Genomic DNA, 15,150 nt, shown 5'->3' with positions numbered 1-15,150 from the left:
TGATGACGGCGGCGGTAGATGCGCTGTCCCGCGCCATCCGCAGCCGCCTGCGCGCCGCCACCCCCCACGAGGTCAAGCCCGACACCTGCTGACCATGACGCGGACCGGGAGACATCACAGAAATGGAACGGTCCGGCACGACAATGCAAACCCGGTCCGGCCGCGGAAGGGTTATGCTCAGCAGGCCCGCAGGAAATTGGGAGGGACAGGCAGGCATGGAACAGCGCTTCGGCACGCTGCCAGCGATACACGAAATTCTGGCCGCAGCGCCAACGCGCGCAGCGGCCGCGGAGCATGGTCACGATGCCGTGCTTGCGCTGGCGCGGGAGGCCGTGGAGGCCTTGCGCAAGGGCATCGTCGCGGGAACCGAGATGCCGGCGTCGCGCGAAGCTGCCGCCGCAGAGATTGCGGACGGGATTTCCGCCCGGCTTGCGGCGCGCAACCTGTCGAACATGCGGCGGGTCCATAACATGACCGGAACGGTGCTGCATACCAATCTCGGCCGCGCCTGCTATGCCGAAACGGCCATCGAGGCCGCAACCACGGCGATGCGGCATCCGCTGGTCCTGGAATACGATCTCGAAGCCGGACGGCGCGGGCAGAGGGACACGGCGGTCTGCGCGCTGGTCGCGGAAATCACCGGTGCCGAGGCCGCCTGCCTTGTCAACAACAACGCCTCCGCTGTCCTTCTGGTGCTGGCCGCACTGGCTGCAGGCCGGGAAACAGTGGTGTCGCGCGGCGAGCTCATCGAAATCGGCGGCTCCTTCCGGATGCCGGACGTGATGGAGGCCGCGGGCACGCGCCTGCGCGAAGTCGGCACCACGAACCGCACGCATCTGAAGGACTATGCCGGTGCCATCGGACCGGATACCGCGCTGCTCATGAAGGTCCATACCTCGAACTACCAGGTCATGGGCTTCACGAAGGAGACGGCGGTGGCGGAGATCGCCCCGCTGGCACGGTCGCACGGCCTGCCGCTGGTCGACGATCTTGGCTCTGGCGTTCTGGCGGATCTGTCGCAATGGGGCCTTCCGCGCGAACGCATGGTGCAGGAGGCGATCCGCGAGGGCGCCGATCTGGTGACCTTCTCTGGCGACAAGCTGCTGGGCGGACCGCAGGCCGGGTTCATCGCGGGCCGCGCTGACTTAGTCGCCGCCTGCGCGAAGCACCCGCTGAAACGGGCGCTGCGGCTCGACAAGGTGCGGCTGGCAGCGCTCGAAGCCACACTGCGGCTCTACCGGGCCCAAGAGCGGCTGCCCGAAACCCTTCCCGTCATCCGCCAGTTCGCCCGCTCCACGGGCGAACTGGAGGCCATGGCCGAGCGCCTCCTCTCCTCCCTTTCCCGGGCGCTCGGCCAGACTTACACCGTTGAAATCGCGCCATCCGAGGCGCAGATCGGCTCCGGGGCCATGCCGCTCCAGACCTTGCCCAGCCGCGCCTTCCGGATCCCCGCCCCGGGCGAGCGGGCCGAACGCCTGGCCCGGGCCTTCCGGCAGCTTCCGGTGCCCGTGATCGGCCGGATCGCACAGGGGGCGGTCTGGCTCGATCTCCGCTGCCTCGAGGACGAGGACGGCTTCCTGTCCCAGCTGGTGCATCTGCCGCGTGCCATGGCCGGAACAGGCTGCCTTGCTGGAGAGGACACATGACCGAGGTTTTCATCTGTGACTACATCCGCACGCCGATCGGCCGCTACGGTGGCGCGCTCGCCGCAATGCGCGCCGACGATCTCGGCGCGGTGCCGCTGAAGGCACTGATGTCCCGGCATGACATCGACTGGAGCGCCGTCGACGAGGTCATCTTCGGCTGTGCCAATCAGGCGGGCGAGGACAACCGCAACGTGGCGCGCATGTCGCTCCTGCTGGCGGGGCTGCCTGACAGCGTGCCCGGCACGACGGTCAACCGCCTCTGCGGCTCGGGCATGGATGCCGTCATCACCGGCGCGCGGGCGATCCGCGCAGGCGAGGCGGATCTGGTCATCGCCGGCGGCGTCGAGAGCATGTCACGGGCCCCCTTCGTCATGCCGAAGGCTGGAACTGCCTTCAGCCGCACGGCGGAAATCCATGACACGACCATCGGCTGGCGGTTCGTCAACCCGGCCATGGACGCCCTCCATGGCACCGATTCCATGCCCGAGACGGGCGAGAACGTCGCCGAGGAATTCCAGATCGGCCGGGCCGACCAGGATGCCTTTGCCCTCCGCTCGCAGCAGAAGGCGGCAGCGGCGATGGCCAATGGCCGTCTGGCGCGGGAGATCGCGCCGGTCGCCATTCCGCAGAGACGCGGCGATCCGCTGCTGGTCGAAACCGACGAGCACCCGCGACCCGGAACGACGGCGGAGGGATTGGCAAAGCTGGCGGCCCCATTCCGCGCGGGCGGTTCGGTGACCGCCGGGAACGCCTCCGGCGTCAATGACGGCGCCGCCGCGCTGATCCTCGCAAGCCCGACGGCGGCGAAGCGCAACGGCTTGGTGCCGATCGCCCGCATTCTCGGCGGGGCCACTGCGGGCGTTCCGCCCAGGATCATGGGCTTCGGCCCTGCCCCGGCTTCGCAAAAGCTAATGGCAAGGCTCGGGCTGTCCCAGGAGGATTTTGCCGTGATCGAGCTGAACGAGGCCTTCGCCTCGCAGGGCCTGGCCTCGCTGCGCGCGCTCGGCATCGCCGATGACGACCCGCGGGTGAATCCCAATGGCGGGGCGATCGCGCTCGGCCATCCGCTTGGCATGTCCGGCGCGAGGATCACCGGCACCGCAGCCCTCGAACTGAAATCCGGCGAGAAATCGCTGTCGGCGATGTGCATCGGCGTCGGCCAGGGCATCGCCATCGCGCTCGAGGCCGTCTGAGCCCGAACGGAAACACGCAGAAAGGACACCACATGGAAACGCGCCATTCTCGATTGGTCATCCTCGGCTCGGGACCGGCTGGCTTCACAGCCGCGGTCTACGCCGCCCGCGCCAACCTGAAGCCGCTCCTGATCACAGGGACGGAACATGGCGGCCAGCTGATGGGCACGACGGACGTGGACAACTGGCCCGCCGATGCCGAAGGCGTGCAGGGTCCGGAGCTGATGATGCGCTTTCAGCAGCATGCGGAACGCTTCGAGACCGAAATCGCCTATGACCACATCAACGCGGTCGAGCTTGGCGAGCGGCCGTTCCGGCTGACCGGAGATGGCGGGCAGTATACCTGCGACGCCCTGGTCATCTGCACCGGGGCATCGGCGATGTATCTGGGTCTGCCGTCGGAGCAAGCCAACATGGGCCAGGGGGTCTCGGCTTGCGCCACCTGCGACGGCTACTTCTTCAAGGACAAGAAGGTCGCCGTGATCGGCGGGGGCAACACCGCCGTCGAGGAGGCGCTCTACATGACCAACATTGCCTCGCACGTGACCCTTCTCCACCGCCGCGATGCGCTGCGCGCCGAGAAGATCCTGCAGGACCGGCTGTTCGAGAAGGCGGAGAGCGGAAACCTGGACATCCGCTGGAACGCCACGCTGGAGGAGGTTCTGTCCGATGCGAAGGGCGTAACCGGGATCCGCATCAAGGATACCCTGAGCGCCGCCGAGGACAGGCTGGCCCTCGACGGGGTCTTCATCGCGATCGGCCACCGGCCCAATACTGAGCTGTTCCAGGGCCAGCTGGAAATGGAGAACGGCTATCTCGTGACCAAGGGCGGACGGTCAGGCATGGCGACCCAGACCTCCGTGCCCGGCGTGTTCGCGGCAGGGGACGTGCAGGACCAGATCTACCGCCAAGCCGTGACTTCGGCGGCGTCCGGCTGCATGGCTGCGCTCGATGCCGAACGCTTCCTTGACGGCATGGCCGCCGTGACCGCACCGGAGGTCGAGACGGAACGCGCCTGACCCGTTCCGGGACTTGCGCTGCGGCCGCTGCGGGCTCCCGACCCGCAGCGGCCGTTCTCGTATCCGGGCTCAGCTTTCGGGAGGGACCGGCACGCTGCCGCTGGGCGGAGCAGCTGGACGCACCAGCTCGTAGCGCGTTGTCCAGCGCCCGGGCCCCTTGTGGAGCGCCCGGAGCTTCTCCGCCACATGGGCACCGGCGACCGTGCGGCGCAGGTGCAACCGTTGGGTCTCGATCCAAGTCGGCGTGCGGAAGCGCTCGATCCACACTTCCGGATCGCGGATATCACGGCTCAAGGTCCAGGCGCGGGCGCCGTCGCGCAGGCGTGCACGCCGTCTTTCGGCCATCACTGCAAGAAAGCGGTCGGTGTCCCCGGCACCGATCCGGTACTCGATGCTGGTGACGATCGGGCCGCTCTTGGGCAGCATGTCTATCGAGGCTTCGGGCGTGACCCAGGGTGCGTGCTGGTCAAGTCCGGACGCATCGAGCTCGCGCAGCGGCAGGACCAGTCCCAGCCCTGCGAAGACGGCAAGCAAGCCGCCAGAGGCGATCAGCGCCGGTCCCGTTCCGGCCTGCCCCGCCACTTCACCCCAGAGCCACCCTCCGGCCGCGTATCCGGCAAAATTGCAGGACTGGTAGGTGGCATGGCAGCGGCTGAGGACCCATCGCGGCGAGCTTAGCTGCACGGTGGTGTTGAAGCTCGACAGCGTCACCAGCCAGAACGCCCCGGCCAGGGCCGCGGCTGCCATGGACAGCAGGAACCAGGAACTCGCCCCGAGGATCGCGGCGGCCGCGGCACAGGCCAGGAAGCCGATCCTGATGCAGGTCTCCAGCGGCCACCGGCTGCGCATCCGGGTCCCCAGAAAAGCCCCCAGAATGGCACCGCCGCCGAAGCCGCCCAGCAGCATCCCGTAGGTCTGCGGCCCTCCCCCGACGAGATCGCGCGCCACCAGCGGCATCAGCGCCATCACCGAAATGCCCGCCAGGTTCAGCGTGAAGCCGCGGAGGCAGATCACTAGATGCGCCGGAGACATGGCGACATAGCGCAGACCGGCCACGATCGCGCTGCCGATCCTCTCGGGCGGCAGGCGCATGTCGCGGGGCGGAGTCTTCCAGCGCGACGCAGCGACGAGGATGGTGAGGTTCGCGCAGGCATTGACGAGAAAGGCGGCGAAGGCGCCGACGCCGGCGACAATCGCCCCTCCAATGGCCGGGCCGACGCTGCGGGCGATGTTGAATCCGACCGAATTCAACGCGATGGCGGGCGCAAGCTCCTCCTTCTTCACCAGTTCGCTGACCATCGTCTGCCAGGCGGGGTTGTTGAGCGCCTTGCCGGAGCCGATCAGGAAGGTGAAGGCGAGCAGGCTCCACGGCCCGAGCGTTCCCAGGAAGGCCAGCGCGGCCAGCGCGGAAGACATGGCTAGAAGATACGCCTGCGACCACAGCACCGTCGTCCGCCGCCCGAAAGCATCTGCCATCGCGCCGGCAGGCAGGGAAAACAGCATGACCGGTAGGGCGACGGACGTTTGCACGAGCGCGACCATCTCGGGCCGCGCATCGAGCGACGTCATAAGCCAGGAGGCGCCGACCATCTGGATCAGCCAGCCGAAGTTGGCCGAGAGTCCCGCGAGCCAGTAGAGCAGGAAGCGTCGGTTGCGGAACGGGGCGAAGGGAAAGGCATCCGGTTCTGCCAAGGGGCGGGGTCTCCTTTTGGTCTGTGCCCTCGTGATAGCTGCGGGGCTGCAGGCAGCAGGCTCCAACTTTGTGAAATGGAGGCCTGTTATTGTGAAAGCGAGCAGAATTCCATGACCGAAATGGCCGCACCAGAAACGCAGGTGTTAACTATTATATATATTTATCAATGCCTTGATTTCATTTTCCCGCTAGGCGCTTGTGTGGAACTCGTTCTGATTTCGTGTTTACGGCGTGCTTGACCTCCGGCGCTGGCAGCGGCTAGATCAGAGCTGGAAGAGAGACATTCCCGGTGGGGTGCCCGGACTTCAACTCCGGCGGGAGGCGCCATGCGTCTCCGGTGGGTTCGACTCCCTCCTCTTCCGCCATTGCGTCTGCGTCCGCCCGCGAGGCACAGGCGAAGGGCTGCGGCACGGGCATGGCGCAGCGGCCTTCTCCGGATCGGCGCCGTTCAGTTGCGGATCGTGCCGATGCCTCCGGAAATTGCGATCTCCGTTCCGTAGGGCCGGGAATAGTCCTGCAGGTTCGCCAGGATCCCGTCCGCCAGGGACCGCTCGGGAACCAGCGGGATTCCCATCTGCGACAGCGGCCGCCGCCCGCCCCCCAGATCGGCCGGATGCAGGCGGATTTCCCGCAGGACACCCCCATCGAAAACGCTCTCCGCCAGAACCGACACGTGGCAATCCGGATGTTCCAGCTCGGATTTCACGTTCCAGTTCTTCAGCACGTCGTAGCCGGCCCCCATCTGCAGGCCGCATTGGAAGATGAAGTTAGACATCCCGTAGAAGATCGGCCGCCCCTTGTAGATCTCGACCCCTGCCAGCGCGTGGACCCCATGCGCGATGAACATGTCGGCGCCTGCGTCGATGGCTTCGCGCGCGACAGCCTGCAGGAAATCCGGAGCGAAATGCTCCAGCGGTTCCTTCAGCCCCTTCACCTTGCCGAAAGCGCCCTGCGGATCGAAGCGGGTCGCCTGATGGGAATGAATGGTCGCGATGAGGAAGTCAGAATAGATCTTGCCATTGGAAATTGCCGAGAGAATGCCCGCGCGGTCGCCGGGATCCATCTCGTAGCGGATCGAGCCGGGGTCCGAACCTGCTTGGTACCATTGATCGTAGAAGCGGAAACGCGGCGGCCGGCCCCCTGCCTCTTCCCAGGCTCCGGGCCGTTCGCCGTAGGTGCCCGCGGCAATGCCGCGGAGCGCGTCGAGATGGGCGGGCGACACGATGTTGTACTGCGTCAGACGCAGGGGATTGACGCCCGGCATTCCCCCCATCCGGCCGTCGCGCGGCGTTGCCAGGGTCCGCGCATAGGTAGGTCCGAAATGCCCGGTATCCGCGACCGAGTAGAAGCTCACAAGTCCCACGCGGCCCTTCGGCGTCTCGCGGAAGCGCGCAGCGCGGGCCTCCTGCAGGCAGGTGCCGGTTCCCGCATGGGTCAGGCCCAGCCGGTCCAGCGCCTCGTCCGTGGAGACCATCCCCAAGACGCCGCAGTCGAAGGTATGGTTGTTGGCCCGGCTCAGCATGTCGAGCCCCATGCCGCGCAGTGCCTCGCCCATGGCAAAGGGCGCCGCTGTTCCGGCAATCGCATGCGGAAAGGTGGCGAAATCGACCAGGCTCGACTCCATGTTGCCGAAGCCGATATCGGCCGCGCGCAGCAATCCGGCGAAATGCGAGAACCGCGGGTCGCTGCGGGCGACGGGTTGCGGACAGATCAGGTCACCGACGGCGGCCACAGTGAAGGGCGCAAGCAGCTTCGTCCCGGTTTCCGTCGCCCGGCTCCGCGAGGTAACCCAAGGCGGCGGGGACGACAGATCCTGCCGAGCAGGCGCATCCATGGCTCGACTCCTTGCGCAGGCCGCGGTCAGTCCCGGGCGCGGCCGTCGCGGAAGATGCGGATCACCGAAGGATCGATGCGCAGCACGGCCGCCTCGCCGCCGCCGAGCATCGCGCCCTTCATCGAGCGCGCCGACAGCCGGTGATCGGCTACATGCATGATGTTCTCCACGTGGCTGCCGAGGAAGATGGATCGGTCGATGGTCGCGCGGAACACGTTCTGCCCCGTCGCGCCGGGATCGACCAGCCGGGTGTGCTCGGGCCGGAACATGATCTTCACCGGTTCGCCGACGCGCAGATCGCCGTCCACGCCGGGTCCGCAGATCGTGCCGATCGGGGTCGTGCATTCCACTTGGCTGCCCGTGCCGATCGCCGTCACGGTCCCTTCCAACTCATTGGAACATCCCACAAAATCCGCGACATAGGGCGTCATGGGCTCGTTGAAGATGCTCTGCGGATCTCCGATCTGTGCCGCACGGCCGACCTCCATCACCGCGATCCGGTCGGCAAGGGCTGCTGCCTCGACCTGGTCATGGGTCACGTAGATCGCGGTGAACCCGAATTGCTGCTGCATTTCGGTCAGTTCGTCGCGCAGCCGCTCCCGCACCTTTGCGTCGAGGTTGGACAGCGGCTCGTCGAAGAGGATGAGCCCGTCATTGGCAACGAGGGCCCGGGCCAGCGCAACGCGCTGCTGCTGGCCGCCCGAAAGCTGGCCGGGGAAATTGCCCGCGAGATGTCCGAGACCGCAGGTCGCGAGCACCGCGTTGACCCGCTCGGCGATCTCTTCCTTCGGCGTGCCCGAAACCTTCAGCGGATAGGCGACATTCTCGGCAAGGGTCATGTGCGGCCAGAGCGCGTAGGATTGGAAGACCATTGCAAGATTGCGCTTGTTCGGCGGCAGGGCAATTCCCTGCTCCGAGCAGTACACCGTGCGGCCATGCACCTCGACGAGACCGGCGGTGGGGAATTCCAGCCCGGCAATGCAGCGTAGCAGTGTGGTCTTGCCGCAGCCGGACGGCCCCAGAAGCACGAGAACCTCGCCCCGGCGAACTTCCGCGCTGACATCTTTCAGGGCCGTCACCTCGCCGTGCCGGGTCTGGAAGACTTTCGTCAGATTGCGGATGCTGACCATGCTTTCGCCCCGGTCACGACCTCCGTCCTGCATGTCGATCCTGTTCTCCATGATGGTCATCGCGCTCTTTTCCTCCTTGCGGTTGAACCGCATCCCTGGCCAGCCCGTTCGTATCCGCGACACCCCATTCGCGGGCGTTCGGATGCGCGCGCGGGACCTCCTCCGGCCCCTGGCCATCAAGCCACGCTGACACGAATGCCGGGCATGGCGAATAAATTCCGCGTGCTACCAGATCACTTTGGCGTCTTCGAGACGCCGGATCTCCTCTTCGGGGAGTTTCAGGAGCTCTCCGAAGACATAGCTGTTGTCAGCCGCAAGCCGCGGCGCGGTGCCGTAGATCCGCGCAGGCGTCCGCGACATGCGCAATACCGGCGCAATCGTCGTCCTGCGGCCAAGCACGGGATGGTCGACCTCTGCAACCGCGCCAGTTTCCCGGACATGCGGATCGCGGAACAGATCCTCGGCCTTGAAAGAGGGCATCGCGGCGACGCCATGCGACTGCAACAGGTGCATGGCCTCGACATAGCCCAGCCCCGCACACCATTCCCCGATCAACGCATCCAGCCGTGCCTCGGCGGCCTTCCGGCCGCTCGCCGTGGACAGGGCCGGGTCTGCCGCCCAGTCCGGATTGCCCATAGCCGCCGCCAGCCCCTGCCATTCGCCATCGGTCGCCACGGCAATCGATATCCATTCGTCCTCGCCCTTGCAGCGATAGACATTGTGCGGCGCAAGATCCGCATCGCTGTTGCCGTGGCGCTTCGGGCTCCGCCGGTTCATGGCATAGTCCATCATCTGGTCGCCGATCATCGAGTTGATGACCTCGCAGGAAGAGCTGTCGATATATTGCCCGCGGCCGGTCTGGCGGCGTACAGTCAGCGCCATGAGCGCGGCAAAGACTGCCGCCGTCCCGGCCCGCGCATCGCCGCCGGAATTCGTCATCGTGTTCGGCTTTTTCTCCGCGTAGCCGGTCAGGTGTGATACACCACCGACGGACGTGAAACAGGGGTTGTATGCCGCGTAACGCTTCAGCGGGCCGGTGCCGCCGAAGCCCGAAAGCGACAGCATGATGATATCCGGCTTGACCTCGCGCAGCGCGCTGTAATCCAGCCCGAGCTTCGCCATCACGCCCGGCCGCATGTTCTCCAGAACGATATCCGCCGTCGCGACCAGCCTTTTGGCAAGCTCCCTGCCCTCTTCCATGGACAGGTTGATCGAGCAGCTTTTCTTCGACAGGTTCACCTCGAAGAAGTTGGAATTGCCTTCGAGGTCGTCCGCGACGCCATCGCCGCGATGCGCTCGCTGCTCGTCCGGGCGGGCGCGGGTCTCGACCTTGATCACCTCCGCCCCGAGCGCTGCGAGCTGCATCGTGCAGAAGGGTCCGGCGAGGACATGCCCGAAATCGATCACCCGGACGCCGTCGAGTGCCCCCTGTGCCTGCAGTTCAGCCTGCGTTCCGTCCATCAGATCGCTCCCGTATGCGACAGTTCCGGCCGACCGGCCGGGTCCTGGCCAAGCACCGCTTCGGTATCCGCTCCCAGGAGCGGCGCAGGTCGCTTCGGCCCGGGATCGAAATCCGACAGTTTCGTCGGCTGGGCCACGTATTCCAGCGTGCCCGCAACGGGATGGCTGATTTCGGTGAAATGGCCGCGGCCGCGGAACTGCTCGGAACGGAACACGCCCTCCGCTGTCAGGATCGGCGCCGCGGCCGAACCTTCTGCCTGCACCGCGTGGAATAATTCGTCCTGTGTCACGGTGATCGCCCATTCGGCGAGCCGCTTGCGGAGTTCATGGTAGTTCTCGGAGCGCCCCTTCTGGGTGTCGAAGGGCGGCTCCATGCCCCAGGCGGGCTTGCCCATGGCGCGCCACAGGCCCTCCCACTGGCGTTGCGAGCTGAGGATCACGACGGCGTATTCGCCGCCCTTGCATTCGACCAGGCTTTCGAGAAGCCGTCCCTTGCCAGTGCGGTTCGGGCTCTTTCCGTCATCGACATAGCGGCGCAGCTGAGAGCGTTCGAGATGCATCATCGCATGTTGGACCGAGATATCGATATGCTGCCCCGTGCCGCCGCTGCCGCGCCAGAACAGCGCTGCCAGCGCCGCGGTGGCCCCGGCCATGCCGCCATCGTAGAGTCCCAGATAGCCCGGTCCCTGGCAGGGCGGCACATCGAGATTGATCGCCCACATCGGCAGCAGGTAGCCCTGCCCGCTTGCATGGTAGAGGTTCAGGTGCTCGGCCCGGTAACCGGCATACGGGCCAGTCTGGCCGAAGGGCGTGATCGACACCATGACGAGACCGGGATTAATGGCTGCGAGGTCGTCGTATCCAAGGCCCATGGCCGCCAGTTCGCCCGGCGCGCGATCCTCGATCAGTACATCTGCATCGGCCACGAGCTGGCGGAACAGTGTCCGACCTTCCTCGGTTTCGATGTCCAGCGCGACGCTCTTCTTGTTGGTGTTGAGATACAGGAACGTGCCCGAAGCTTCCGGATCGGGCCTGTCCCCCGCGAAGGGCCCGAGGTGGCGGGCCCGGTCGCCGATGCCGGGACGTTCCACCTTGATCACCTCAGCGCCGAAATCCGAGAGCAGCTTGCCGCAATAGGGGCCTGCGACGAATTCGGCCAGCTCGACAACTTTGAGGTCGAGTGCGTCCGTCATGCCTCGGCCCTCGCGGCCAGCTTGACGATGACGTTGGACTGGGTGTGGACCTGCCCGTCCTGGTTCTCGGCCCACACGAAGAGTTCCACCAACCGCTGACCCTGGCCGTCGATAAACTTGCGCTCCACGCGGCCTTTCACCCAGGTGCTGTCGCCGAAGAAGTTGAAGCGGCGGTCCTGGCTGTCCATCGACACGACGAACCCGTCATCGCCCATCCAGTCGGTAACGATGTGAACCAGCATCATCTCGTTGTGGATGCCGCCGGCATTCGCAAGCGGCGAGCCGAACATCTGTGCCGCGCGGTCGGAATAGTGCCAGTCGCGACGGAAGCGGTGCTCGCCGGTGAGGTCATCGACCGGATGGGTCTGCAGGTGGTTGCGCATCGCGGCCCACTTGATCGCGAAGGCATAAACGTAGCAGCTGACCACGGTGCGTGCCGAGCTGTCGCAGACATCGTAGATGCCCTTGGCCAGAGGCGGCAGATCCTCGCCCTCGACGACGTCTTCCCAGTAGCGGATCTGCTTTCCGCGCCGCTTGGTTCCCGCGAGCTGAGCATCGAAATCGTCGTGGATCTCCTTCAGCTCGGCTTCGGAATATTTCGTGTAGGTCTTTCCCGCGTATTTGGCGCCGACCTTCGACTCCTTGCCGCCAGCCTTCTCCTTGCGTTTCGACGGCGGCGTCGCGAGGTAGATGTTGCGGCCGGTCGCGACGGCGATGGTCTCGCCGCGCTGGTTCACGAAATGGCGCGGCACGCTCTCGATGAACATGCGGTAGGGCTTGCCGCTGACCTGCTTCTCGACGAAGCCGCCATAGGTATCGAAGCAGGTGAATTCGTCGCCCGGCCGGAACGGCGCGAAATACTCGTGCTTGTTGCCCGCCGCCAGGCGCGCCACGCCCGGCACGCGCAGCCGTCCGCCGAAGGACGAGCCGAAGGAGATGCAGGATTCGTAGAGCGGAGGCGCGATGATGCCGCCCCACCGGGTGTTTTGGGCATAGGTACGGTTTCGCCAGATCGGGTTCGGATCGCCGATCGCGTCAGCGAAATGGCGGATCAGGTCCTCTGTCACCAGCGCATTGAGAATGCCGCGCTCGTATTCGTTGTCCATGATGTCATGGATCGGAACCGGCAGCTTGCGCTCTCCGCGGCCCTCGTTGAACTGCGCGATCCGCTTGTCGAGCTTCTCGTTCCACTCCGCGTCGGACAGGTGATCCCAGTCAGTATCCTTCAGGTCGCCATCCATGCGCTCGTCCTCCCTCTTCGTCGCCTTTCCGATGCCTTCGCACGGTTTTGCTAATCATAATTGTTGGACAATTTGGTACTACAAGAATCATGTTCGCGTCAAGCTTGGTTTTTCCCTGCTGTTCGCGCCAAAGCCGGAGGCGCTTGGCGCTTGCCATGAAGAACATCCTCGGATTGAATGCGAGCTCCAACTGCGGAGACCATGATGACCGGAAACAGCCCCGCGCCAAGCAAGCCCTCGAGCCAAGGGCAGGCAGCAGTTGCCGATTCCATCCGGCAGGCAATATTGTCGAACGATCTTGCCCCGGGTCAGCGATTGGTCGAGGCGGAACTATGCGAAATGCTCCGGACCAGCCGGGGAACGCTGCGCGCTGCGCTTGCCGAGCTGGTGCATGAGGGCCTGGTGGAACGGATCGCCAACCGCGGTGCGCGGGTCCGGGTGGTCGGCCTGGAGGAAGCGCTGCAGGTCGCGGAAATCCGCCTCGCGATCGAGCAGGTCTGCATCACTCAGGCTATCGCGCGGATCACGGATGAGGAGGTTGCGGAGCTCCGGCTGATGGCGGCACAGCTCGAGGCCAGGGCCGCGCAGCAGGACGCGGCGGGATTCGCGGAACTCACCCGGAAGGTATTCCAGTTCTACGTCCGGGTTTCCGATCATGCCGTCGGACAGGAAATCCTGGAGAAGCTGCGCGACCGGATGGCACGGCACCGGCTGCGCCTGACCTACCGGCCCGGCCGAGCCCAGGTTTCGCTGCCCTACTGGCTGGACATCATCGACGCCATCTGCCGCCGCGATGCACCGGCGGCGCGCGAGGCGCTGCGGCGCCATGTCGACAACGTCAAGGAAACCATGCGTGCGCTTTCGGTCGGAGAGTCGCCGTTGTCGAGATAGTCCCCGCACCGGCACGGCAGACCTCCAGTTTTCGCGCGCCCGCCGCTCCGGGCCGGACGGAAGAAGTCGGCATCCCGCCGCCAATGGACGGCTCGCCGGGGAGAGTCCGGAATAGCGGGCGCCCCTGAAGGAGCGCCCGCCGTGGATCGGAGCCGCAACGGGCCGCTAGCGCACCTTGCGGGCGTTGCGGTTGTTGAGCCACAGCACGGCGGCCATCATGGTGGTCGCGATGGCCCAGATGATCAGCGCGAAGGCGGTCATCAGCGGGAAGCTGCCGTTCTCCCAGAGGTCGAGCAGCACGGCGCCCACGACTCCATTGGACGTGCCCGAGAGAATGGCCGAGGCCGTGACCTCTCCCATCATGTGGATGAAGACCAGCACCCAGCCAGCAGCCAGCCCGTGCAGCGACAGCGGCAGCAGGATCTTGCGCATCGTGGTGGTCTCGGAGGCACGGCAGACACGCGAGCTTTCCGACAGTTCCCGGCCCACGAGGATCGCTGCCGAACGCGCCGCCGTGGAGGCATAGGGAATTTCCATTAGCAGATAGGCCAGGAACAGGATCCAGATCGTGCCGTAGATGTCGAAGGGCCATTGGGCGAAGGCAAGGATGAAGGCCACTCCGACCAGGGTATGAGGGAAGGTGGCGGGCAGCATGGTGATCAGATCAACGACCTTTCGCGAGCCCATTTTTTCGAGAAGGCCCTGCCGCACGCCCGCCCCGTCGGCGAAGTGGTTGGCATAGAGCATCAGGAAACCCGCGACCGCCATGATCACCGTCGCGCCCGTCGTCGCGAGGAAGATCGAGTTCGCCAGCGCCCGGGTGGTGGCCGGGTTTACCGTCAGGACCGTGACGTAGTTGTCGAAGTTCAGGTAGTCGAGCGAGAAGTTCAGCGACCAGAAGGGCTGAAGCGACACAGCCATCAGCGCCAGGAGCGGCAGCACCAGCGAAATTAGGATGTAGCCGACGAAGACCGCCTTGGTCACGTAGCGCAGCTTGCCCAGGCGCGTCGGCGTGTGCCGGGCGCCCTTGCCGCCGATGGTGGCGTGCCTGCCATGGGGAAGGAATTTCCATTGCACCATCCTCAGCGCGAAAACGACGACAAGCATCCCAAAGGCGAGTGTGATCGCCGCCTTCTCGTTCGCCGGGTAATCCGTGAAGTAGCGGAAGATCCGTACCGAAACGACTTCGATCTGCCCGGCAGTGCCCAGGATGACCGGCACCGCGAAGATCGCAATGCCGTTGATGACCGACAGGAGCCATGCCTCGAAGATGGCAGGACGGATTGCCGGCAGCGTCACGGTCAGCCAGGTTCTGAGCGGTCCCGCCCCCGAGATGCGACAGGCCTCCTCAATCGAGGGATCGAGGCTGCGCAGGGCCGCGGAGGTGATCAGGTAGATCGCCGGGACGAGGTGGATCGACAGGGCGAAGATCAGCCCCTGCATCGTGTAGATGTCGATCGGACCGGTGCCGCCCATGACCTCGCCGCCCGTGAACCAGCGGAACGCGACGTTGAAAAACCCGATCCGGGGGTCGAACAGCACCACCCAGCCCAGCACGCCGGTCACCGAAGGCAGCATCAGGGGTGCCACCGGCATGAAATTCCCGACGCCTTTCAGGCCACCATCCGTGCGTTCGGCCACCACCGCCAGCGCGGTTGCGAAGACCAGCGCCACGAGGCTGGATATCGAGACCATCACGAAGGTGTTCCACAGCACCCTTCCGATCCCGGGGCCGAGCCCCTTACCGGCAATGTCCGTTCCGCGCCCGAAGACGAGGCTCAGCAGCTGTCCCGTGGGATACACCATAAGGAACCCGATGCCCAGAACAAGGAGTGCGGCGATCACCGCG

The 15,150-nt window shown here is 65.7% G+C and carries 11 protein-coding genes and 1 tRNA gene; 5 read left to right on the top strand and 7 right to left on the bottom strand.

Features of this window, described 5'->3' with window-relative positions; all coding sequences use genetic code 11:
* Positions 1–215: 215 nt before the first annotated feature.
* From selA to trxB, 3 genes are read left to right on the top strand one after another with little or no spacing between them, the layout of a single operon-like run.
* Positions 216–1,646, top strand: a complete 1,431-nt coding sequence (gene selA, locus HCC78_RS11690) for an L-seryl-tRNA(Sec) selenium transferase (protein WP_172328951.1) — start codon at positions 216–218, stop codon at positions 1,644–1,646.
* Positions 1,643–2,839 (top strand): 3-oxoadipyl-CoA thiolase, encoded by a 1,197-nt coding sequence (gene pcaF, locus HCC78_RS11685; RefSeq protein WP_172328950.1) that lies wholly within the window; start codon positions 1,643–1,645, stop codon positions 2,837–2,839. Before selA ends, pcaF begins: the two co-directional genes overlap by 4 nt.
* 32 nt (positions 2,840–2,871) lie before the next feature.
* Positions 2,872–3,858 (top strand): thioredoxin-disulfide reductase, encoded by a 987-nt coding sequence (gene trxB, locus HCC78_RS11680; RefSeq protein ID WP_172328949.1) that lies wholly within the window; start codon positions 2,872–2,874, stop codon positions 3,856–3,858.
* A 69-nt stretch (positions 3,859–3,927) separates the two neighbouring features.
* On the opposite strand, the gene HCC78_RS11675 is transcribed toward trxB, so the two are convergent.
* Positions 3,928–5,550, bottom strand: coding sequence for an MFS transporter (locus HCC78_RS11675; RefSeq protein WP_172328948.1), 1,623 nt, complete (start codon positions 5,548–5,550; stop codon positions 3,928–3,930).
* A gap of 272 nt (positions 5,551–5,822) precedes the next feature.
* On the opposite strand from HCC78_RS11675, the gene HCC78_RS11670 reads away from it, so the two are divergent.
* Positions 5,823–5,916: transfer RNA gene (locus HCC78_RS11670), tRNA-Sec, on the top strand.
* Between the two features lie 83 nt (positions 5,917–5,999).
* Here HCC78_RS11670 and HCC78_RS11665 read toward each other — a convergent pair.
* The 5 genes from HCC78_RS11665 to HCC78_RS11645 all read right to left on the bottom strand — a co-directional run bounded on the left by HCC78_RS11665 (position 6,000) and on the right by HCC78_RS11645 (position 12,410).
* Complete coding sequence (locus tag HCC78_RS11665) at positions 6,000–7,385, bottom strand: CapA family protein (RefSeq protein ID WP_172328947.1); 1,386 nt, start codon at positions 7,383–7,385, stop codon at positions 6,000–6,002.
* A gap of 26 nt (positions 7,386–7,411) precedes the next feature.
* The gene (locus HCC78_RS11660) at positions 7,412–8,575 is read right to left on the bottom strand and encodes an ABC transporter ATP-binding protein (RefSeq protein WP_172328946.1); all 1,164 of its coding nucleotides are present in this window, start codon (positions 8,573–8,575) and stop codon (positions 7,412–7,414) included.
* Positions 8,576–8,740: 165 nt separating this feature from the next.
* Positions 8,741–9,976: a CaiB/BaiF CoA-transferase family protein gene (locus tag HCC78_RS11655; protein WP_172328945.1), complete on the bottom strand. Its 1,236-nt coding sequence runs from the start codon at positions 9,974–9,976 to the stop codon at positions 8,741–8,743.
* Complete coding sequence (locus HCC78_RS11650) at positions 9,976–11,169, bottom strand: CaiB/BaiF CoA-transferase family protein (protein ID WP_172328944.1); 1,194 nt, start codon at positions 11,167–11,169, stop codon at positions 9,976–9,978. Before HCC78_RS11650 ends, HCC78_RS11655 begins: the two co-directional genes overlap by 1 nt.
* Positions 11,166–12,410 (bottom strand): MaoC family dehydratase N-terminal domain-containing protein, encoded by a 1,245-nt coding sequence (locus HCC78_RS11645; RefSeq protein ID WP_172328943.1) that lies wholly within the window; start codon positions 12,408–12,410, stop codon positions 11,166–11,168. The genes HCC78_RS11650 and HCC78_RS11645 overlap by 4 nt, the downstream gene beginning before the upstream one ends.
* 204 nt (positions 12,411–12,614) lie before the next feature.
* Between HCC78_RS11645 and HCC78_RS11640 the strand changes: the two genes are divergently transcribed.
* Positions 12,615–13,301: a GntR family transcriptional regulator gene (locus HCC78_RS11640; RefSeq protein ID WP_171060891.1), complete on the top strand. Its 687-nt coding sequence runs from the start codon at positions 12,615–12,617 to the stop codon at positions 13,299–13,301.
* A gap of 165 nt (positions 13,302–13,466) precedes the next feature.
* On the opposite strand, the gene HCC78_RS11635 is transcribed toward HCC78_RS11640, so the two are convergent.
* Positions 13,467–15,107: an iron ABC transporter permease gene (locus tag HCC78_RS11635; protein ID WP_172328942.1), complete on the bottom strand. Its 1,641-nt coding sequence runs from the start codon at positions 15,105–15,107 to the stop codon at positions 13,467–13,469.
* Between the last annotated feature and the right edge of the window lie 43 nt (positions 15,108–15,150).

Source organism: Mangrovicoccus sp. HB161399 (assembly GCF_013184745.1).
Lineage (GTDB): Bacteria > Pseudomonadota > Alphaproteobacteria > Rhodobacterales > Rhodobacteraceae > Mangrovicoccus.
The sequence above is the reverse complement of the archived record's forward strand: the minus strand, read 5'-3'. Positions and strand labels throughout refer to the sequence as shown.

Coding starts and splice junctions, on each gene's coding strand:
- selA (WP_172328951.1), top strand. CDS start 216: ATGGAACAGCGCTTCGGCACGCTGCCAGCGATACACGAAATTCTGGCC.
- pcaF (WP_172328950.1), top strand. CDS start 1,643: ATGACCGAGGTTTTCATCTGTGACTACATCCGCACGCCGATCGGCCGC.
- trxB (WP_172328949.1), top strand. CDS start 2,872: ATGGAAACGCGCCATTCTCGATTGGTCATCCTCGGCTCGGGACCGGCT.
- HCC78_RS11665 (WP_172328947.1), bottom strand. CDS start 7,385: ATGGATGCGCCTGCTCGGCAGGATCTGTCGTCCCCGCCGCCTTGGGTT.
- HCC78_RS11660 (WP_172328946.1), bottom strand. CDS start 8,575: ATGACCATCATGGAGAACAGGATCGACATGCAGGACGGAGGTCGTGAC.
- HCC78_RS11655 (WP_172328945.1), bottom strand. CDS start 9,976: ATGGACGGAACGCAGGCTGAACTGCAGGCACAGGGGGCACTCGACGGC.
- HCC78_RS11650 (WP_172328944.1), bottom strand. CDS start 11,169: ATGACGGACGCACTCGACCTCAAAGTTGTCGAGCTGGCCGAATTCGTC.
- HCC78_RS11645 (WP_172328943.1), bottom strand. CDS start 12,410: ATGGATGGCGACCTGAAGGATACTGACTGGGATCACCTGTCCGACGCG.
- HCC78_RS11640 (WP_171060891.1), top strand. CDS start 12,615: ATGACCGGAAACAGCCCCGCGCCAAGCAAGCCCTCGAGCCAAGGGCAG.
- HCC78_RS11635 (WP_172328942.1), bottom strand. CDS start 15,107: ATGGTGTATCCCACGGGACAGCTGCTGAGCCTCGTCTTCGGGCGCGGA.